The organism is Frankia sp. Hr75.2 (genome assembly GCF_949319125.1).
Classification (GTDB): Bacteria; Actinomycetota; Actinomycetes; order Frankiales; family Frankiaceae; genus Parafrankia; species Parafrankia soli.
Genome location: NZ_CASGGV010000299.1, coordinates 12,501 through 32,109, shown reverse-complemented (window position 1 = coordinate 32,109; position 19,609 = coordinate 12,501). Strand labels below are relative to the sequence as shown.

12 protein-coding genes are annotated in these 19,609 nt (G+C 73.1%); 10 read left to right on the top strand and 2 right to left on the bottom strand.

The window, feature by feature from the left end; translation table 11 throughout:
• Position 1 precedes the first annotated feature (1 nt).
• The 4 genes from AC559T_RS23720 (at position 2) to AC559T_RS23705 (ending at position 4,792) form a co-directional block, all read left to right on the top strand.
• Positions 2–1,798 (top strand): L-aspartate oxidase, encoded by a 1,797-nt coding sequence (locus AC559T_RS23720; RefSeq protein ID WP_498870162.1) that lies wholly within the window; start codon positions 2–4, stop codon positions 1,796–1,798.
• Positions 1,795–2,823: a carboxylating nicotinate-nucleotide diphosphorylase gene (nadC, locus tag AC559T_RS23715; protein WP_498870161.1), complete on the top strand. Its 1,029-nt coding sequence runs from the start codon at positions 1,795–1,797 to the stop codon at positions 2,821–2,823. The genes AC559T_RS23720 and nadC overlap by 4 nt, the downstream gene beginning before the upstream one ends.
• 58 nt (positions 2,824–2,881) lie before the next feature.
• Positions 2,882–3,643 carry a type III pantothenate kinase gene (locus AC559T_RS23710; RefSeq protein ID WP_012157640.1) on the top strand — a complete coding sequence of 254 codons (762 nt, stop codon included), beginning with the start codon at positions 2,882–2,884 and terminating at the stop codon, positions 3,641–3,643.
• A 177-nt stretch (positions 3,644–3,820) separates the two neighbouring features.
• Positions 3,821–4,792, top strand: a complete 972-nt coding sequence (locus tag AC559T_RS23705) for an SGNH/GDSL hydrolase family protein (RefSeq protein ID WP_498870160.1) — start codon at positions 3,821–3,823, stop codon at positions 4,790–4,792.
• Positions 4,793–4,801: 9 nt separating this feature from the next.
• On the opposite strand, the gene AC559T_RS23700 is transcribed toward AC559T_RS23705, so the two are convergent.
• Positions 4,802–5,338: a flavoprotein gene (locus AC559T_RS23700; protein WP_071060805.1), complete on the bottom strand. Its 537-nt coding sequence runs from the start codon at positions 5,336–5,338 to the stop codon at positions 4,802–4,804.
• Between the two features lie 149 nt (positions 5,339–5,487).
• Between AC559T_RS23700 and AC559T_RS23695 the strand changes: the two genes are divergently transcribed.
• The 6 genes from AC559T_RS23695 to AC559T_RS23670 all read left to right on the top strand — a co-directional run bounded on the left by AC559T_RS23695 (position 5,488) and on the right by AC559T_RS23670 (position 17,784).
• Complete coding sequence (locus AC559T_RS23695; RefSeq protein ID WP_498870159.1) at positions 5,488–7,014, top strand: ParA family protein; 1,527 nt, start codon at positions 5,488–5,490, stop codon at positions 7,012–7,014.
• A gap of 634 nt (positions 7,015–7,648) precedes the next feature.
• Positions 7,649–8,743 (top strand): Fe-S oxidoreductase, encoded by a 1,095-nt coding sequence (locus tag AC559T_RS23690; RefSeq protein ID WP_498870158.1) that lies wholly within the window; start codon positions 7,649–7,651, stop codon positions 8,741–8,743.
• Positions 8,744–9,296: 553 nt separating this feature from the next.
• The gene (locus AC559T_RS23685) at positions 9,297–11,801 is read left to right on the top strand and encodes an ATP-dependent Clp protease ATP-binding subunit (protein WP_012157634.1); all 2,505 of its coding nucleotides are present in this window, start codon (positions 9,297–9,299) and stop codon (positions 11,799–11,801) included.
• A gap of 195 nt (positions 11,802–11,996) precedes the next feature.
• Positions 11,997–13,559 (top strand): purple acid phosphatase family protein, encoded by a 1,563-nt coding sequence (locus AC559T_RS23680; protein WP_112104723.1) that lies wholly within the window; start codon positions 11,997–11,999, stop codon positions 13,557–13,559.
• A gap of 342 nt (positions 13,560–13,901) precedes the next feature.
• Positions 13,902–15,683: a PP2C family protein-serine/threonine phosphatase gene (locus AC559T_RS23675; protein ID WP_112104735.1), complete on the top strand. Its 1,782-nt coding sequence runs from the start codon at positions 13,902–13,904 to the stop codon at positions 15,681–15,683.
• Between the two features lie 136 nt (positions 15,684–15,819).
• The gene (locus AC559T_RS23670) at positions 15,820–17,784 is read left to right on the top strand and encodes an NAD-binding protein (RefSeq protein ID WP_498870157.1); all 1,965 of its coding nucleotides are present in this window, start codon (positions 15,820–15,822) and stop codon (positions 17,782–17,784) included.
• Positions 17,785–17,838: 54 nt separating this feature from the next.
• Here the strand turns inward: AC559T_RS23670 and AC559T_RS23665 are convergent, their stop codons facing one another.
• Positions 17,839–19,578: a hypothetical protein gene (locus AC559T_RS23665; RefSeq protein ID WP_368952009.1), complete on the bottom strand. Its 1,740-nt coding sequence runs from the start codon at positions 19,576–19,578 to the stop codon at positions 17,839–17,841.
• Positions 19,579–19,609 lie beyond the last annotated feature (31 nt).

Below are 19,609 nucleotides of genomic sequence, written 5' to 3'. Positions count from 1 at the left end.
GGTGCCTGTTCTTCCGCACCGACTCGGCGCGCCCCGTCCGGGCTGGACCAGGCACGCCGACATCGTGGTCATCGGGTCCGGAATCGCCGGGCTCACCACCGTGCTGCACGCGCGCGCGGCGAGCCCGGACAGCCGCGTCCTGCTGGTCACCAAGGCCCTGCTGGACGCCGGATCGACCCGCTGGGCCCAGGGCGGCATCGCCGCGGCCCTGGGCGTCGGGGACTCCCCGGCCGAGCACCACCGCGACACCCTCGTGGCCGGGGTCGGCCTGTGCGACCCGGTGGCGGTCGACATCCTGGTCACCGAGGGTCCCGCCCGGGTGCGGGAGCTCGCGGCGCTCGGCGCCCGGTTCGACCGGGAGCCCGACGGGGCGCTCTCACTCACCCGCGAGGGCGGCCACCTGCGCGATCGCATCGCGCACGCCGGTGGCGACGCCACCGGGCTGGAGGTGGAGCGCGCCCTGATCGCCGCCGTGCACGCCGACCCGTCCATCGAGGTGCTCGAGCACGCGCTCGTCCTCGACCTGCTCACGGACCGAGGCGGGCGGGCGGTCGGAGCCACGCTGCACGTGCTCGGCGAGGGCAGCCGGGACGGCGTCGGCGCCGTGACGGCACGCGCGATCGTCCTGGCCACCGGTGGCATGGGGCAGATCTTCGCGTCGACGACCAATCCGGCGGTCTCCACCGGCGACGGGGTGGCGCTCGCCCTGCGTGCCGGGGCGGTCGTGACCGACCTGGAGTTCGTCCAGTTCCATCCGACGGCACTGTGGCTGCCTGAGCACGAGTCGGGCCAGCAGCCGCTGGTCAGCGAGGCTATGCGCGGCGAGGGCGCGCTGCTGGTGGACGCGGCCGGCCGGCGGGTGATGGCCGGCGTCCACCCGCTGGCCGACCTGGCGCCCCGGGACGTCGTCGCGAAGCGGATGTCGCGGGTGATGGCCGAGCAGGGGGTGCGCCACCTGTTCCTCGATGCCCGCCACCTGGGCACCGAGACGCTCCTGCGCCGGTTCCCGACCATCACCGCCCGGTGCCGGGCCGCGGGCATCGACCCGGTGACCACACCGATCCCGGTGGCCCCGGCGGCGCACTACGCCAGTGGCGGGGTCCGCACCGACGTGTGGGGGCGCACGAGCGTCCCCGGGCTGTACGCGTGCGGGGAGGTCGCCTGCACGGGAGTGCACGGGGCGAACCGGCTGGCGTCCAACAGCCTGCTGGAGGGGCTGGTGTTCGCGGCACGGATCGCCGAGCACATCGCCGGGCTGCCCGGGGTCCGCCCGGTGGACGGACCTGGCGGCACGCCGTCCACCGGGGAGCCGACGGGCGCGCGGGGATCGGGCCTGACCGATCCGACCGAGCGCGGTGACCTGGCCCGGGTGATGACCGACGGGGCGGGCGTCCTGCGCAGCACCGAGAGCCTGCGGGCGACGTCCAAGATGCTCGCCGGCCTCGGTGACCTGCGGGTCAGCGGGGCGACCGTGCAGGCCGGGCCGGCGGCCTGGGAGATGACGAACCTCCGCACGGTGGCGACCGCGCTGGTCGCGGCGGCGGAGCTGCGCACCGAGACCCGCGGCTGCCACTGGCGCGAGGACTTCGGCGCCCGCGACGACGAGCACTGGCGCGGGCATGTGCTGACCAGGCTGGATCAGGAGGGGAAGCTGATCGTGACCTACGAGGCACCGCCGGCCGAGGAACGGTCGAACGGGGCACGCGCGGCGCAGGGCCCGTCGGCCCGGTCGCAGGCCCCGTCAGCCCCGTCAGCCCCGTCGGGCCGGTCGACGGCGTCCCAGGCGCGGTCGGCGTGAGTGGCGGGCGGCCGGGGCCGCCGCTCGGCCCCGACCAGCTTTCGGCCGCCGTCCTCGCGGGGCTGAAGTCCGCGGGGCTGGAGGCGGCGGCGGTCCTCGACGTGATCGGTCGGGCCCTCGCCGAGGATCTTCCCGTGGCCACGTCCCCGCAGGTCAGCGGGGCACCCCGGCCGGCGGACGAAGCAGCCCCGCCAGGTGGTGAGGCGGCCCCGCAGGTGGGCGAGCCGGCCTGGGCGGTCGACGCGACGTCCGCGGCGACCGTGGACGCGGCGCTGATCAGTACCGGTTCCGTGGTCTCCCGGGCGGACGGCGTGGTGGCGGGCGTGCCGGTCGCCGCGGCCGTGTTCGAGGTGCTGCTCGGCGCCGCGGTCACCGTGACGCCGATGCTCGCCGACGGGGACCGGGTCGTTCCGGGCACGGAGGTGCTCCGGGTGCGTGGTCCCGTCCGTGGGCTTCTCACCGCCGAGCGGACCGCGCTCAACCTGCTCTGCCACCTCTCCGGGGTGGCCAGTGTGACCCGGCTGTGGGCCGACGCGGTCGCCGGCACCGGCGCGGCCGTCCGCGACACCCGCAAGACCCTGCCCGGGCTGCGCGCGTTGGAGAAGTACGCGGTGCGCTGCGGCGGCGGGCGCAACCACCGGATGTCGCTGGCCGACGCCGCGCTGGTCAAGGACAACCACGTGATCGCGGCCGGCGGCGTGGCGGCGGCGTTCACCGCGGTGCGCGCCCGGTACCCGGACCTGCCCGTCGAGGTCGAGTGCGACACCGTCGAGCAGGTCGTCGAGGCGGTCGGCGCCGGAGCCGACCTGATCCTCTGTGACAACATGTCCCTGGACGAGCTGCGCGCGTCGGTCGCCGTCGCCCGGCCGGCCGGGGTCCTGTTGGAGGCGAGCGGCGGGCTCACCCTCGACGCGGCCGCCGCGGTGGCCGCCACCGGGGTCGACTTCCTCGCCGTCGGCGGGCTCACCCACTCGGCGCCCGCGCTGGACCTCGGCTTCGACCTCGCGGTGCCGGCTCCCCGCTGACGCCCGCGCACCGCGCGCACCCCACCCCCCGAGCGGACAGACCCTGGACGGCCGAAACATGCTGCTGACGATCGACGTAGGCAACACGAACACCGTGCTGGGTGTTTTCGACGGCGATCAGCTCGCCAACTCGTGGCGGGTCCGCACCGACCCGAGAGCGACCGCCGACGAGCTGGGCTGGCTCTACCGCGGCCTCCTCGGCGACCACCCGATCGGCGGTGTCTCGGTGTGTTCCACCGTGCCGGCCGCCCTCCGGGAGATCCGCCGGATGGTCAGCCGGACGTTCCCGGCGATGCCGACCGTCGTCGTCGAGCCCGGCACCCGCACCGGGGTGCCGATCCTCATCGACAACCCGAAGGAGGCCGGCGCCGACCGGATCATGAACACGCTGGCCGCCCACCACCTCTACGGCGGCCCGGCGATCGTGGTCGACTTCGGCACGGCCACGAACATCGACGTGGTGTCCGCGCGGGGCGAGTTCCTCGGCGGGGCGTTCGCGCCGGGCATCGAGGTCGCGCTGGACGCGTTGGCCTCCCGTGCCGCGCAGCTGCGCAACGTCGAGCTGACCACCCCCCGTTCGGTGATCGGCAAGAGCACCGTCGAGGCACTGCAGTCCGGGATGATCTACGGCGTCGTCGGCCAGGTGGACGCGCTGGTCCGCCGCATCCGGGCCGAGCTGGGCACACCGGCCACCACGATCGCCACCGGCGGCCTGGCCCCGCTGGTGATCAAGGAGAGCGAGACCCTCGACAATCACGAGCCGCACCTGACCCTGATCGGGCTGCGGCTTGTCTTCGAGAAGAACACCGAACCGCGCTGAGGCGAAGTCCGGGAAGACCCGGTCCGCGCCGTCTCTATCGGATTTCCGACAACCATCCGGGCGCCGCCGGACGGAACAGCCGGACTCCGCGGTAATCCGGTGACGCGCCGCCAGCTACATCCCCGTTCCGGGCAGGAAACCGTCCGGCACCGGCGTGCCCGGGTTAGCCTTTCCCTCATGCGGCACAGCACGGGGGCGACCTCACGATTCGGCGGCCCGCACGGCCCGCACGGCCCGCACGGCCGGCACGGCCGGACGGCACTGTTCAACCGAACAGCGACGTTCAACCGAACAGCGCCGTTCACCTGGACGGTACTGTTCGTCTCGGCCGCACTGTTCGTTCTCCTCGGGACACCGATGGGGACGGCCGGGGCGGCGACCGCGGCCCCGGGAACGCTGACCGTGGCCGCGCTGGGCGACTCGTACTCCTCCGGTGAGGGAACGCCCCCGTTCGAAGCGGCCTTCGCGAGCTGCCGCCGCAGCGCCGGGGCGTGGCCACGGCTGCTCGCCACCCTCGACCCGCCGGCCACCAACGTCCTGCACGCGGCGTGCGGGGGCGCGACGACAGAGGCCATGACCAAGCCTCAGCGGGGCTCTCCGCCCCAGCTCGAACAGCTGCGCGCCCTGCCGACCCCACCGGACGTGGTGACGCTGACCATCGGCGGCAACGACGCCGGGTTCAGCCAGGTCATGTTCAGCTGTGTCGCATGGAAGTGCTTCTGGGACGGCGACGACCGCCGCCGGCGGGACTACGTCGAGGACGTGCTTCCCGACGTCCTGGTCGCCACCTACAAAGAGGTGAAGGCCGCGGCGCCGCACTCCCGGATCGTGGTCGTCGGGTATCCCACCGTCGTTCCGCGGTCCCAGAGCGACAACACCTGCCGATGGCTCGACAAGAGTGAGCGCCGCCAGCTCGCCAGCCTGAACAACGCGCTCAACCGGACTATCCGCAGAGCGGCGTCCGACGCCGGTGTCGAGTACGTATCGACCGATCGGTCCCTGCGCGGGCATGAAATGTGCACCAAGGACTCCTGGGTGAATCCGATCGGCCTTTTCGGCGCGAGCCGGAGTCTCAGCGCCCATCCGACCCGGGCCGGCCAGGAGGCCCTGGCGAAAACCGTCCACAGGGCCCTCTTCGACGACCGCTGACGGCTGGCGTCAGCCCGCGGCGGACCGGAGCTCGGCGAGCACCCGGCGGGTGTCGGCCGTCTCCCAGCCGCCGGCGGCCAGGCCGGGATCGCGCGCCGTCCAGCGGTCGAGCAGCCGCACGCCGGCGCCGCGCAGCGTGCGGCACGACGCCGCGAAGGCCGGATGGGCCGCCTGCGGCTCCGCCAGGCAGGGCGCCGCGACGACCGGGAGACCGAGGCCGAGCGCCTCGGTGAGCAGCCCCAGCACGAGGGTGTCCGCGATGCCGGCCGCCCACTTGTTGATCGTGTTGAAGGTCGCCGGGACCACCACGAAGGCGGCCGGCGGCGGGAGGACGTCGGGCTGGCCCGGAAACTTGTAGTCGGTGCGCACGGGATGTCCCGTGGCCGCGGCGAGGGCAGGCAGGTCCAGCCAGGCGGCGGCCCGCGGCGTCGTCACGACGCACACGTCCCAGCCGTCCCGGCGGGCCTCGGTGGCGAAGTCCGCGGCGGCCAGCGCGGGCAGCGCCGCGCACACGACGTGGTAGAGCACTCGCGGTGAGGTCGTCATGGCTGCCAAGTCTCGGTGGCCGCGCCGTCTCGTCCCGCGGACTTGCCGAATCGGCACCGCGAGCGCGCCGACTGCGGGAAGAATGTCTCGTCCGTGCCACTATGAACGACCGGGGCCGCGGGATCCTCCGGTCGACGACGGGGAGGCGCATGTCCGCCGCAGTGGTCGCGTTCTTCAACAACAAGGGCGGCGTGGGCAAGACGTCCCTCGTCTACCACCTGGCGAACATGTACGCCGACCTCGGCCGGCGCGTCCTCGCGGCTGATCTCGACCCACAGGCGAACCTGACCGCCTCCTTCCTGGACGAGGACACGCTCGAACGCCTGTGGCACCCCGAGGCCCGGCGGTCCGCCGCACCGGCGCGAACCATCCACGGGATGCTGCGCCCGCTGATCGAGGGCACCGGCGACATCGCGCCCGCGCCCGGCCAGCTGGTCGGCGACAACCTCGTCCTGCTCCCCGGCGACCTGGAGCTCTCCGGCTTCGAGGACGAGCTCTCGCAGGCCTGGCCACGTTGCCTCGAGGGGCCCGGCAACCCCCGGGCCTTCCGCGTCATGAGCGCGCTGGGCCGGCTGGTGCGCGCGGTGGCCGACCTGCACGACGTCGAGATCGTGGTGATCGACGTCGGCCCGAATCTCGGCGTGATCAACCGGGCCGCCCTGGTGGCCAGCGACCATGTCGTCGTCCCGCTCGCCCCGGACCTGTTCAGCATGCAGGGCCTGCGTAACCTCGGCCCGGCCCTGCGGGCGTGGCGCGACGGCTGGGCCGACCGGCTGGCCCGGGCCCCGCGTGACGTCACAGGCCTGCCAGGTGGCGGTATGCGCCCCCTCGGTTACGTCATGCTGACGCCGCACGGGCGCTCCGACCGGCCGTCGCGCGCGCACAGCCGCTGGATCTCCCGCATGCCGACGGTCTACGCCCAGGAGGTCCTCGGCGTCGCTCCCCGGGTGCCGGTCGACATCGCCGTCGATCAGCACTGCCTGGCCCAGGTGCAGCACTACCGCAGCCTCATGCCGCTCGCGCAGCTCGCCCGGCGGCCGGTCTTCGCGCTGCGCCCGTCGGACGGCATCGTCGGAAGCCACCTGCAGACCACACAGCGCGCCTACCGCGACTTCTCCACGCTGGCCGTCCGGATCGCGCGCCGGATGGCCGAGGCCGAGCGGCAGCCCGGTCCCCGGGAGCTGGAGCCGGCGCCTCGGGTGGATCACCGCCCCGCGGGTGGACGGCCGCCGGGCACGAGCCCCACGGCAGGTCCGGCGGCAGGTCCCATGGCAGGTCCCGCTGCAGGCCTCACGGTAGGTCTCGGGGCGGGAGGCGGTCCGCGCCCGGCCCTCGGCCCCGACGCCGAGGTGGCCCTGAGTCGGGTTCCTCTCGCCCGGAGCGAGACCGCTCCGCGCGCGACGCTCGCCGCCGGCCCGGCCGCGAGCGTCTCCACCAGCCCGGTCGCGGGTCGGCCCGGAGGGCCGGTGGCAGGCCTACCAGCCGGGCCGGTCGCGGGTGCGCCCAGCGCGCCGGTCATAGCCGGCGCCTCCGTCGCCCCCGGGGCGAGCGTCGCCACCAGCCCGGACTCCGTCGGCCCGGTCTCGATGGCCGCTCCCCTGCCGCCGGGGCTGCCACCCACCGTCGCCATGCCCCGGGTGCGTCCCGACCGCCCCCGCCCCGGCCGCGCCGGCTGACTCGGCCAACTCCGGATCAGGGAACCGTGGCGCAGGTCGCGTCGGCGCCACCCCGGCCTCCCACTGTGATGCCGGACCGCCGAGGGCGCGGGGTATAAGGTCAACCTCACTTGCTGATCTCGTGGACATGGCCCTGGGTCGGGTCAGTCTCGGGTCAGGCGCGTCACAGGTCAGTTGGGTCACAGGTCAGATCGGTCACAGGTCGCCGAGTTGCCCAGTCGCGTAGGTCGGCCACGGCGAATCCGTCCGCGGTCGGTTCAGTGGTCCTGCGCGCGGGGCAGGCAAAGAAGATAGAAGGTGGCACCCGGCGGGCCCGTCCGCCGAGCCGTCGGCGGTCGGGCCGGGTCCACCAGGGCGGACGCGGCTGGGTAGTGGACGTTTCCGGGTGAACCCGGACATCACGCGCGCCAAACCTTCGGCGGACTGTGACGAATCCATCTTGCCGACCGGCGAGCCCGGGACCAGCCGCGATGTTCTCGGCGCGGCGGCGGGTGGGCGACGCCGAGTTGACGGAGACGGTCAAGTTAGGCTTACCTAACACCATGTCTTCCGCAACGCCTCCCCGGTCGCACCCAGGGCCAGCCGCGGCCTTCCCGGTGGCAGTCCTCCCGACGAGGACCCTGTCCCCGACGCCGTGCCCGGCCCACCCGCCCAGCGGGACGGTGGCGGCGCGATCGACTGCCGGACCACGCAGATGATTCCGGCCCAGAACTGCGCGACCCGGCCCGTCGGCCTGGCGGGTTTCGGCTCCACCCTGCGAGCGGTGGCCCCGGCCCTCGACCACCGCCACGCGATCGCCGGGTCGCCCGAGCCGGCCGACGGCTGGATCGACGCCACCGACCTGCGCAGCCCCGCGGGGCTGGACGCGGCGCTCGGCGTCATCCGCGATCATCACCAGGCCAGCGCCGAGGTCGCCGTCAGCTACCTCACCGCCTGGTATGCGGCGACCATCGTCGGGCCGGCCGTCACCGCGTTCGTCCTCACCCGCCGGGTCCCCGACCTCGACCCGGCCGGGATCTCGGTGCGCTGTCGCGAAGGCGGCTGGTTCGACGCCACCGCGTTCCGAACGCGGCGGATGACGATCATGCACTCGGATCCCGTCCTGACGGCGCCGGTGCCGGCGCGGATCGCATCAGAACTGATCACCCAGGCCGGCGGCCCCGTCACCGAACAGGTGCTCCCGGCCGGCACCTACGACCGCTACCCGGACAGCGTCGGCCCCCCGGACAGCGCCAGTTACCCGGACAGCGTCGGCTACCCCGAGGGCATCACAGCGGACGACCCGATCGAGGTCGTGGAGGCCGTGGCCGACGTCGAGACGCTGCGCGCGCGGCTGGTGAGCCAGATCGTCGGCCACCTCGAGCCCGTGCTCGCCGACCTGCGCCCGCGGGCCCGTCTCGGCCACGCGGCGCTGTGGGGCGCCGTCGCCGCGCAGTGCGGCCGTGCCTTTCTTCTCACCGAACGGGTGAGTGGTGATCCCCACGCCGGCCGCCTGGAGGCGGACGCCTTCTTCGCGAGCGCGTCACCGCCGCTGCGGGCGAGACCGACCTGGCAGCAGTTCGTCCATCGCGGCCGGCCGTACACGGGCATGCGGCGCGGCTCGTGCTGCCTGGCGCACCGGGTCACCGCCGAGTTCTGCACGGCGTGTCCGTTCGTGGCCGCCGAGGAGCGCGAGAACCGGCTCCGGGAGTGGATCGACACCCAGGGTCCCGGCGGTCTGGCGGTGTGAGCCGACATCCACGGGGCAGGCTCGAACGAGGCCGGGCGTGGTCTGGCCGGACGTGGTCTGACCGGGCGCGCTCCGGTGGGATGCGCTCTGGTCGGATCTGGGCCTGGGCGCACCCGACCTGGTCAGACGTGATCTCAACGTGGCCTGAATCACACCGAAGGGCCACCTGAGTATCGGTTACCGTCGGTAGTGCTGGATTCGGGTCCAGCCGGTGGCCAGGGCCCCAGACACCCGTTCCCGCCACCGTTCCCGGAGCATCGCGGCTCCGGTTACAAGTTCTGATCATCTGCCCGTCGAGCCCCGGCCACGAACTGTCGGGGTCACCATGTCGTTCCGCTCTTGGCGGAACCACGTGACGGAATCATGCCTGGTCGGCCACGGTTGCGATGAACGTCTCCGCTGGTCGGCCGGCAATCCGGCCGCGACGCCGTCCCCGACGAGGGGGACGGTTCCGGCGGGTAGGTTTCTGTTCGATGCGTGAGGACATGCCTCGGCGGAGCTAGCATGCGGATACCGGCTGTCGTGTGGTCGGTCGCAGCTCGAAGGAGCGCACATGTTCGAGAGGTTCACCGACCGGGCACGTCGGGTCGTCGTCCTGGCCCAAGAAGAGGCCAGGATGCTCAACCACAACTACATCGGGACCGAGCACATCCTGCTCGGCCTGATCCACGAGGGCGAGGGCGTCGCCGCTAAGGCCCTCGAGTCGCTCGGGATCTCGCTCGAGGGTGTGCGGTCGCAGGTCGAGGAGATCATCGGGCAGGGTCAGCAGGCGCCGAGCGGGCACATCCCGTTCACGCCCCGGGCCAAGAAGGTCCTCGAGCTGTCCCTGCGTGAGGCTCTCCAGCTCGGCCACAACTACATCGGCACCGAGCACATCCTGCTCGGCCTGATCCGCGAGGGCGAGGGCGTCGCCGCCCAGGTGCTGGTCAAGCTCGGCGCGGACCTCAACCGGGTCCGTCAGCAGGTCATCCAGCTCCTGTCCGGCTACCAGGGCAAGGGCGACCCGGCGACCGCCGGCGCCCCGGCCGAGGGAACGCCGTCGACCTCGCTGGTCCTCGACCAGTTCGGCCGCAACCTCACCGCGGCCGCTCGTGAGTCCAAGCTCGACCCGGTCATCGGGCGCGAGAAGGAGATCGAGCGCGTCATGCAGGTGCTGTCGCGCCGGACGAAGAACAACCCCGTCCTGATCGGCGAGCCCGGCGTCGGCAAGACCGCCGTCGTCGAGGGGCTCGCGCAGGCGATCGTCAAGGGCGAGGTCCCCGAGACCCTGAAGGACAAGCAGCTCTACACCCTCGACCTCGGCGCGCTCGTCGCCGGGTCCCGCTACCGCGGTGACTTCGAGGAGCGACTGAAGAAGGTCCTCAAGGAGATCCGCACCCGCGGCGACATCATCCTGTTCATCGACGAGCTCCACACGCTCGTCGGTGCGGGTGCCGCCGAGGGCGCGATCGACGCCGCCTCCATCCTCAAGCCGATGCTGGCGCGCGGGGAGCTGCAGACGATCGGCGCGACCACGCTGGACGAGTACCGCAAGCACCTGGAGAAGGACGCCGCTCTCGAGCGGCGGTTCCAGCCGATCCAGGTCGCGGAGCCGTCGGTGGCGCACACCATCGAGATCCTCAAGGGTCTGCGCGACCGGTACGAGGCGCACCACCGCGTCTCGATCACCGACGCCGCCCTGGTGGCCGCGGCCTCCCTGGCCGACCGCTACATCTCCGACCGGTTCCTGCCGGACAAGGCCATCGACCTGATCGACGAGGCCGGCTCCCGGATGCGCATCCGCCGGATGACCGCTCCGCCGGACCTGCGGGAGTTCGACGAGCGCATCGCGAACGTCCGCCGGGACAAGGAGTCCGCGATCGACGCGCAGGACTTCGAGAAGGCCGCGTCGCTGCGCGACAAGGAGAAGACCCTGCTGGCCGAGAAGGCCAAGCGGGAGAAGGAGTGGAAGGCCGGCGACATGGACGTCGTCGCCGAGGTCGGCGACGAGGAGATCGCGGAGGTCCTCGCGATCTGGACCGGCATCCCGGTCTTCAAGCTCACCGAGGAGGAGACCGCGCGTCTGCTCCGCATGGAGGACGAGCTCCACCGCCGGGTCATCGGCCAGGAGCAGGCCATCAAGGCCGTCTCCCAGGCGATCCGGCGCACCCGCGCCGGCCTGAAGGACCCGAAGCGCCCCGGCGGCTCGTTCATCTTCGCCGGCCCGTCCGGTGTCGGTAAGACGGAGCTGTCGAAGACGCTGGCGGAGTTCCTCTTCGGCGACGAGGACTCGCTCATCCAGCTCGACATGTCCGAGTACATGGAGAAGCACACTGTCTCGCGGCTGGTGGGCTCCCCGCCCGGCTACGTCGGGTACGAGGAGGGCGGCCAGCTCACCGAGCGGGTGCGGCGCAAGCCGTTCTCCGTGGTCCTCTTCGACGAGGTCGAGAAGGCCCACCCGGACGTCTTCAACACGCTCCTGCAGATCCTGGAGGACGGTCGCCTGACCGACTCCCAGGGCCGGCTGGTCGACTTCAAGAACACCGTCCTGATCATGACGTCGAACCTGGGCACCCGGGACATCTCCAAGGGCCCCGGCATCGGGTTCGCCACCGGCCAGGGCGCGGTCGACTACGAGCGGATGAAGGCGAAGGTCCAGGACGAGCTCAAGCAGCACTTCCGGCCTGAGTTCCTCAACCGGATCGACGACATCATCGTCTTCCACCAGCTCTCCGAGAACGAGATCATCCAGATCGTGGATCTCATGCTCGCCCGGGTCGACAGCCAGCTGAAGAACAAGGACATGGCGCTGGAGCTCACGCCGGCCGCCAAGGCGCTGCTCGCCAAGCGTGGCTACGACCCGGTACTCGGCGCCCGGCCACTGCGCCGGACGATCCAGCGGGAGATCGAGGACATCCTGTCCGAGAAGATCCTGTACGGGACGCTGCGTCCCGGCGAGATCGTGGTCGGCGACGTCGAGGGTGAGGGCGAGGAGGCGAAGTTCGTCTTCCGCGGCGAGCCGAAGCCGAACTCGGTGCCGGACTCCCCACCGATCGACCTCGCCAAGTCCAGCGAGTGACATCGGGCCGCAGGACGCCCAGCGCGTGAGGTGACGGCCGGTTCCGCCTTGGAGCGGGCCGTCGCCCACCCGGGCCAGACCCATCCGAAGGGCGGTTGCGCGCCAGCGCAGCCGCCCTTCGGCGTGAGCGGCCATCAGCAACCAGCCGTAGCCATTCGCAGCCAGCCCCGTAGCCAGCCGTAGCCACCGGAAGTCATGCCTCACAGCCTTCGCGGTCCACGACGTTCCCGGTCACGATCCTCCGAGTCGCCGGCCTCCGCACCACGAGACGCCGCACCACTAGACGCCGCACCACGCGACGCCCCGCCGCGGCCCGGCGGAGGGCCGTCGCACGCCGAGCACGGGGTGCACCTCGCCTTCGGCGCGGATCCGGCGACGTCGATGGTGGTCTCCTGGATCACCAGGGAGCCCGTCGTCCGGCCGCTGGCCCGGGTGGTCACGGGCACCGCCGAGGCAGTCCGCGAGGTCGGGGCCGGCACCAGGTCGTACACGGACGCGGTTACCGGGTGGGAGATCTACGCGCACCACGCGCTGCTGGACGAGCTGGCGCCGGACACCGAGTACACCTACGAGATCACGTACCAGACCACGGCGGCCGGGGTCGTCCGCGAGGTGGGCCGGGCGTCGTTCCGGACGGCCCCCCGCGGCCGGGCCGCCTTCACCTTCGCCTGCTTCGGCGATCACGGCACCGACGCGTCCGACAACCCGTTCGGCACGCCGGCCTCCAGCGCGCTCGTCGCCGGCGTCGAGCGGGTGGACCCGCTGTTCACCCTGGTCGACGGCGATCTGGCCTATTCGAACGTCAGCGACGTCCCGCCGCGGGCCTGGGCGGACTGGTTCGCGATGATCAGCACCTCGGCCGCGCGCCGCCCGTGGATGCCGAGTGTCGGCAATCACGAGACCGAGCGGGGAAACGGAGCGCTGGGCCTCGCCGCCTACCAGACCTACTTCCAGCCGCCGGACAACGGCGAGGAGCCGTACCTGGCCGGCCTCTGGTACGCCTTCACAGTGGGTGGCGTACGGTTCGTCGTGCTCAGCGGCGACGACGTCTGCTACCAGGACGCCGGCCGCGTCTACCTGCACGGCTACAGCTCGGGTCGGCAGACCGCCTGGCTCGAGCGGCAGTTGGCCGAGGCCCGGGCGGACCAGGCGGTCGACTGGATCATCGTGGTCCTGCACCAGGCAGCAGTCTCCACAGCGGAGTTCCACAACGGCGCGGACCTCGGCCTGCGCGAGGCCTGGCTGCCGTTGTTCGACCAGTACGGCGTCGACCTGGTGATCTCCGGGCACGAACACCACTACGAGCGCACACACCCGCTACGGGGGGTTGTGGACGGCAGCGCGACGCTGACCCCGCGGCCGGTCCCGGGCTCGGTGTCCGTCGCGGGGGGCGGCGGGGGCGGTACTGCCACGCTCGACACGTCCGCCGGGACGGTGCACATGCTGATCGGCACCGGCGGCTCGTCCACGCCGTCGGCCGGGCAGCTGTTCGACCCGCCGGCCTGCCGGGTGGTCGTCGGGGTGCGGGAACGGGAGCCCGGGCAGCGGCAACGCTCCTCGATCCGTGCGGTCGAGCCGGCCCCGTGGCTGGCGGCCCGCTTCCCCGAGCATCCGTACGCGTTCGCCGCGCTCACGGTCGATCCGGGCGAGCCGGGCGGGACGACCCGCATCCAGGTCACCGTCTACGACTCGGCGGACGCCGTGCCCGTGCCCTTCGACACCTTCACCCTCGCCCGCCCGCGCGCCGACGCGACCTGATCCGCCGCGCGCCAGGCGACCTCCCCGTACCCGCCCGCCGACGCGACCTCATCCGCCGCGCCCGCTCGGCGCCACATCCCGACCCGTTTTCGGGATCGACAGGCCCTTCCGGTGACGCCGCACTTCCGGCGATACTGACCTTTGGGTGATACGGACGGGAACCCGACACCTGCTGCCGGTGACCGGCAGGCCCCTGACGCGGCACCGGTGGAATCAGCAGCTTTCTGTCGCAGTCCTGACACCGGCCCGGTCTTCGCCGAGTTGTTGCCTTTGGTTATGTATGGAGACGGCTGCCGACACGTCCTATAGCGTGATCGGGTTGTCGTGGCGGGGACGGAGGCCATGGGTAGCTCACTGGTACCGATCATGCTCATCGTGGTGCTTCTGGTGGGCGCGGTGGTTTTCGTCGTCCTGTCCAGTCGCGCACCACGCACCGGCTACGGATCCGGGCGCAAGCGCTCGCTGGAGACGAGACGCTCGCGGCCCGGCAGCATCCCGCTGCGCGACGCCCCGGAGCCGTCGGCTCCGGCCGCGCCGGACACGCGCGCGCCGGACCCGCAGTCACCGGACGGCGTCGTGCCCGGCTTCACCGCGCCCGCGAGCGCTCCCGCCGCGGTGGAGGTGGCGCAGGCCGCGGACGGCACGAGTCGCGGCACCGGCAGCGCGGCCGATCCTGGCCCGGACACCGGCTCCGCCTGGAGTGACGGTTCCGCCTGGGACGACAGCGGGTGGGGCGACGCCGACGCCACCCGCATCGACAGTCTGCGCGATCCCGGCCACGGGCCTCCCGGCACGGCGGGAAGTACAGCGAATGACACCGACACGGTCGCGTCCGCTACGGAAAGCGGCGGGACCGGAGGTCACAATATCGGTGGCGCGTACACGTCACGCGCCGATACCGGCGCGGCGCCGGCGGATCCGTCCCATGCGGGGGCGTACTTCGCCGGAGCCGCACAGCCCGGCGGGCCCCACGCCGGTGCCCACGGCACGGGGGGTATCGACGTGAGTGGACTCGACTCAGGCGGCAGGGACACCTACATGAACGACAGCCGAGACCCGGACGCCACCGGGTGGACTCCGCCCCCCAGCGGGCGCCCGCACCATGGCGAGACGGACGACGCCGCCTACCGGCTCGCGGTCGACGACCACGACCCGCTCGCCGGTGGCTTCCCGCACCAGGGGTCGTCGGGGTACTCCGGACCGGCCTCCTACCCCGACCCGACGGCCGGCGAGACGATGCGGATCGGCTCGACCGCGCCGACCGGGCCCGGCGCCGACGGGTACGGGGCGGCCCCGGTGGGTGGCGAGACGGTCTGGGGCGCGCCGCCCGCGGCGGCCTCACCTGCGATGACCGCGCCGACCGTGCCCACCCCCGACCCCTCCGCGCCCGGCCTGGTCGCGGCCGAGCCGGCCCAGACCACGGCTCCCGCCCTGCGGCTGGCCGCGGCCGGCCGCACCCGGCGCGGCAAGCGCGGCGGCCCCAACGAGGACGCCTACGTCGTGTCCGACGGCCTGCTCGCCGTCGCCGACGGCGTGGGCGGGGAGGCCGCCGGCCAGATCGCCTCGACGCTGACGGTCACGACGGTGGCCGGGTTCCGTCCCCAGTACGCCGAGGACCCGGCCGACGGGCTGCGCCAGGCGGTCGCCCGGGCGAACCAGGTCGTGCGGGAGAAGCCCCGGCAGGAGCCGTCCTGGCGAGGTATGGCCTGCACCCTCGACGTGGTCATCCTCGGCCGCCAGCAGTCGACGGGCGAGACGCTGTTCATCGCCCACGTCGGCGACAGCTCCGTCTGGCTGCAGCCGCAGAAGGGCCGACCGCGCCAGGTCACGACGCCGCACGCCATCAAGAACGGCCCGCTGCTCAACGCCATCGGCCTGGCCGACCGGATCGAGGCCGACATCCTGCGCGAGGCGGTGCGGGCCGGTGACCGGGTGATCCTCGCCAGTGACGGCATCACGAAGGTGATGACCCCGGAGCAGCTGCTGGGGCTGATGACCGAGCTCGGCCCGGAACCACCGGAGCGGGCCGCGGACGCCCTGGTCGAGGCGGCGCTGCTGGCCGGCGCCCGCGACGACACGACCATCGTCGTCGCAGACCTGGTCTCGGAGCCGTCGGCGCGATGACGGCTCACCGCCCGGAGTGACCGCCGGCGGTTCCCGAGGTCCGTCGGGCGGTCCGGGTCCTCCCGGTCCGTTCGGCAGACCGGGCCGGTTAGGCCGGCTCGCCCGGGTACTGGACCCGCGCCACCTGCTGGGGGGGGTGGTGGCGCGGGCGGCGCGGCTCTACGCGACGCTGCTGTTCGGCCGGATGGGGCGGATCGGCCGATGGCTGCGCCGCCACCTGCTCGGCACGTTCCTCGTGCTCGGGCTGATCGCCCTCGTGCTGAGCCTCATCGGCTCGTACCAGCACTTCTCCGCGGAGCCCGAGACGTTCACCTGGGCGAACGTGATCTTCTTCGCCTCGACGCTCTTCCTCGCCGACGGCACGATGTTCGAGAACGGCGGGCAGTTCCCCCCGGCGCTGGAGATCGCCCGTTTCCTCGCCCCGCTGGCGACGGCCGTCGGTGTCGCCGACGCCGCCAGCACCCTGTTCGCGCACCGGTTCGAACGGTTCCGCGCCCGGCACGCGCACCGGCACGTCATCGTCTGCGGCACCGGGCCGACCGCCTCCGCGCTCGTGGACAAGCTCGTCGGGAACAGCCGGGTCGTGCTCGTCGCCGAGGACGCCGAGCGGGAGTATCCCGACGCGGAGCGGCCCCCGAACCTGCTGCGGGTCATCGGTGACCCGGTGGAGCGGCTCGTCCTGGCCAGCGCGGGGATCATGCGGGCCGACGTCGTCTACAGCTGCCTGGACGACACCGCCTCCAACCTCGCCGTCGCGCTCACCGCCCGTGGCGTCGTGCGGACCAGCCGGGCCGGCAGCCGCCGGATCTCCTCCGCCCGGCTGGACCATCCGCTGCGCTGCCTGGCCCAGGTGGGCGACCTCTCGTTGCTGCCGCACCTGCGGGCCCGCCGCATCGGCCTGGAGAACGACCCTGGCTTCCGCCTCGACTTCTTCGCGGTGGAGGTGCTCGGCGCGCACGCCATGCTGAACGGCAACGCGCCTGCCTGGGCCCGGCCGGACGAGTTTCCCGACCTGCGGGCGCGCCCGGCGCCGGTCGTCGTTCTCGGGATGTCCGACCTGGGCCAGGCCGTGGTGATGGAGCTGGCGCGGCGCTGGCGCGACTACAGCTCGCCCGGCTCGCCACCGCTGCGGATCGTCCTGTCGGGGCGGAACGCGACCGTCGAGGCCGCGGCCATGCGCTCGCGGGAGCCGGCGCTGGCCCGGGTCGAGCTGTTGGCCAACGACAGTCCGTCCGGGGAGCTGCCCGTGGCGGTCCTCGAGCTCGACGACCCGGTCGAGGGCACCCGGACCGTCCCGCCGGAGTTCGTCTACGTCTGCCACGGCGACGAGGAGGAGGCGCTGCTGCGCGGGCTGGAGGTGGCGCGCACGCTGGGCGCCGCCAGCCTCGGCGAGCATGGCACCCGGGTCGTCGTGCGCACCGGCCGGCAGCGCAGCTTCGAGGACGTCTTCGGCCCGCGCGAGGCGCCCGACCCGGACGGCCCCGACGACGACCCGGACGCGCCCGTCCCGCCGCCGCCCGGCCCGGGGCGGCGTGGCGGCGGTGCGCTGCTGGACGACGTCCAGGGCGGGTTGCGGTTCTTCGCGGTCAACGACGAGGCGCTGCCCCTCGATCCCGGGGCGAACGACCTCATCGAGCGCTTCGCGCGGATCATCCACGAGAAGTACCTGTTCAAGGAGATGACCGGCGGCGCGGTCCTGCGTTCGCGGCGGAGCCTGCGCCCCTGGGACGAGCTGGACGACGATCTGCGGGCCGCCAACCTGGCGCAGGCGATCGGGTACAGCGACGTCCTGCGCCGGCGGAACTGGATGCTGATGCCGGCCGGGGAGCACGACCCGGAGTTCGTCTTCACGCCGGAGGAGCTGGAGGAGCTGGCCCAGGCGGAGCATGCCCGCTGGCGGCGCGAGCGGGAGAGCCGCGGGGTGCGGTACGGGCCGGTGGAGCGGGGCGGCTCCGATCCGCGTCACCCGTCCCTCGTCGACTGGGAGCAGCTCTCCCCGGCGGACCAGGACCGCGACCGCGACGTGGTGCGCAACATGCCCCAGGTGCTGGCCACAGCCGGCCTGCGCATCGTGCGGATGACACCGCGCCCACCCGACTGACCGCCCACCCGACCGCCCACCCGGCTGACCGCTCGCCTGGCTGGACCCGCTGCGTCAGTGCAGGCGGTGGTCGGCCGGGCAGTCAAGGGCGCTGGCCCGGGTCAGGCCGTCCACGGAGAGCCGGGCGGACAGGCGCACGGCGCCGGCCGACTGGGTGAGGATGCCCGTCCAGCCCCCCGCGGCCCGGAACACGCAGGCGTCACCCTCAGTCAGTTGCCAGTACGGCGTGTAGTGCACCAGGACCGTGGCGACCCCCGGGCTGGCGAACGACACCGCGACAGAGCTGACGCCCAGCTCGGTGAGGGTCGCCGGGCCCCGCACGAGGCCGGACGAATCCCGGACCAGCCAGACCTTCCAGTCGGCGTTCTGCCAGGCCAGCTCCAGGTAGGGCAGGCCGGACCGGAGCAGCTTGGCCTCGGCGACCGCGGACGGGTCGAGGTCGACGTTGGGCAGCGCGACATACGTGACGCCGCGGGCCAGCAGCCACTCGTGGTAGGTCTCGGCGGTGAGCGTCCCGTCGTAGAACAGGGCGTTGTACTTGCTGTCGAGCTGGCGAAGCCAGCCCCGGGCCATGGGCAGCTTCGGGGCGACGTACCGGGCCTCCCAGTGCGCCTGGGTGAAGGGGATCTCGACCCGCCCGGCCGGTACCGGCCCGCCGTTGTCAAGGTAGCCCAGCAGGTCGGTGTAGTACCCAGGAGCGGCGGACGGATCACCATGAGTCACGAACGCGCCGTGGATGGGCCCGATCTGCCATCCGATCAACGGGATGGCGACCAGCGCGAGCGCCCGCGGCCGGGTGGCCAGGAACACCGCGGCGGCGGGACCGGCGAGAAGCGTCGCCGGACGGGTGATGTTCCCCCCGACCTGGGTGGGCACGAAGAAGAACACGATCGCCGCGCCCGCCCACAGCAACAGCCCGTTGCGGACCGCCCGGTGCTCCTTCGGAACAAGGAGCAGCCCGCCACCGATCAGGGCGAGCAACGACAGGAAGGTCACAGCCGGGAAGGGCTGGTAGCCCTCCTCCGGGAAGGCGAGGGCGACGATGATCCCGGCTCCGGCCCCGCCGAAGGCGAGGATCACGCGGCGGGGCAGCGACCCGGTCAGCGCCAGCGCCAGCCCCACCATGAGCACGAACCCGGCGGCCAACGGCGAGGCCAGCGAGGCCAACACCGCCCCGGCCCACACCAGCCACACCCGGCGCTCGCGTGCCCCGACCAGCGCGACCGCGCCGAAGGCCATCCCGAGCGCGAAGGGCATCCGGCCGACCACCAGATTGGCCACGGTGGCCACCGCGAACCACAGCAGCGGCAGGTCCTGACCGCGGCGCACCCCCGGCCCGCGCAACAGCCTGGTGACGGCGACGGTCGACGCGACGCACGCGAGCGCCCCCACCGCCTGCACACCCAGGAGGGCGCCCAGTGGGGGGAACAGGACGCTGTAGCCCGGTATCGTATGGCCGCCGTACCAGCCGTCGTCCCACAGCACCGCGCCGCCGTGCTCGAACAGCCACACCCGATACTCCTGGGCAGGGGTGTCGGGGCCGGTCACATCGAGGCACACGCAGATCAGGCACAGGACGGCGGTCAGCAGCCAGGGGCGCCGCCGCACCGCCGTACCCAGGGTCACGGCCCCCTCGACCAGCCTGTTACGGCGACGGGGTCCCACGGCGAGGCAGGAGGTCTGTGCGAGTGAGTCGTGGCGACGCCCGGTTCCGCCCGGCCGGGGGATCCCCGACGCGGCCGGGGCGTCCACGGTGGTTCCGACCGGTGGTTCGGGCGTCGCGAGCAGACCCACCCGCCACCTCCCCACCTTCCGCCGCCGGTCC

What these genes read in the sequence shown, in the direction of transcription:
- AC559T_RS23675 (WP_112104735.1), top strand. Translation starts at nt 13,902, where the DNA reads ATGGGTAGCTCACTGGTACCGATCATGCTCATCGTGGTGCTTCTGGTG.
- AC559T_RS23685 (WP_012157634.1), top strand. Translation starts at nt 9,297, where the DNA reads ATGTTCGAGAGGTTCACCGACCGGGCACGTCGGGTCGTCGTCCTGGCC.
- AC559T_RS23705 (WP_498870160.1), top strand. Translation starts at nt 3,821, where the DNA reads ATGCGGCACAGCACGGGGGCGACCTCACGATTCGGCGGCCCGCACGGC.
- AC559T_RS23700 (WP_071060805.1), bottom strand. Translation starts at nt 5,338, where the DNA reads ATGACGACCTCACCGCGAGTGCTCTACCACGTCGTGTGCGCGGCGCTG.
- AC559T_RS23680 (WP_112104723.1), top strand. Translation starts at nt 11,997, where the DNA reads ATGCCTCACAGCCTTCGCGGTCCACGACGTTCCCGGTCACGATCCTCC.
- AC559T_RS23695 (WP_498870159.1), top strand. Translation starts at nt 5,488, where the DNA reads ATGTCCGCCGCAGTGGTCGCGTTCTTCAACAACAAGGGCGGCGTGGGC.
- AC559T_RS23710 (WP_012157640.1), top strand. Translation starts at nt 2,882, where the DNA reads ATGCTGCTGACGATCGACGTAGGCAACACGAACACCGTGCTGGGTGTT.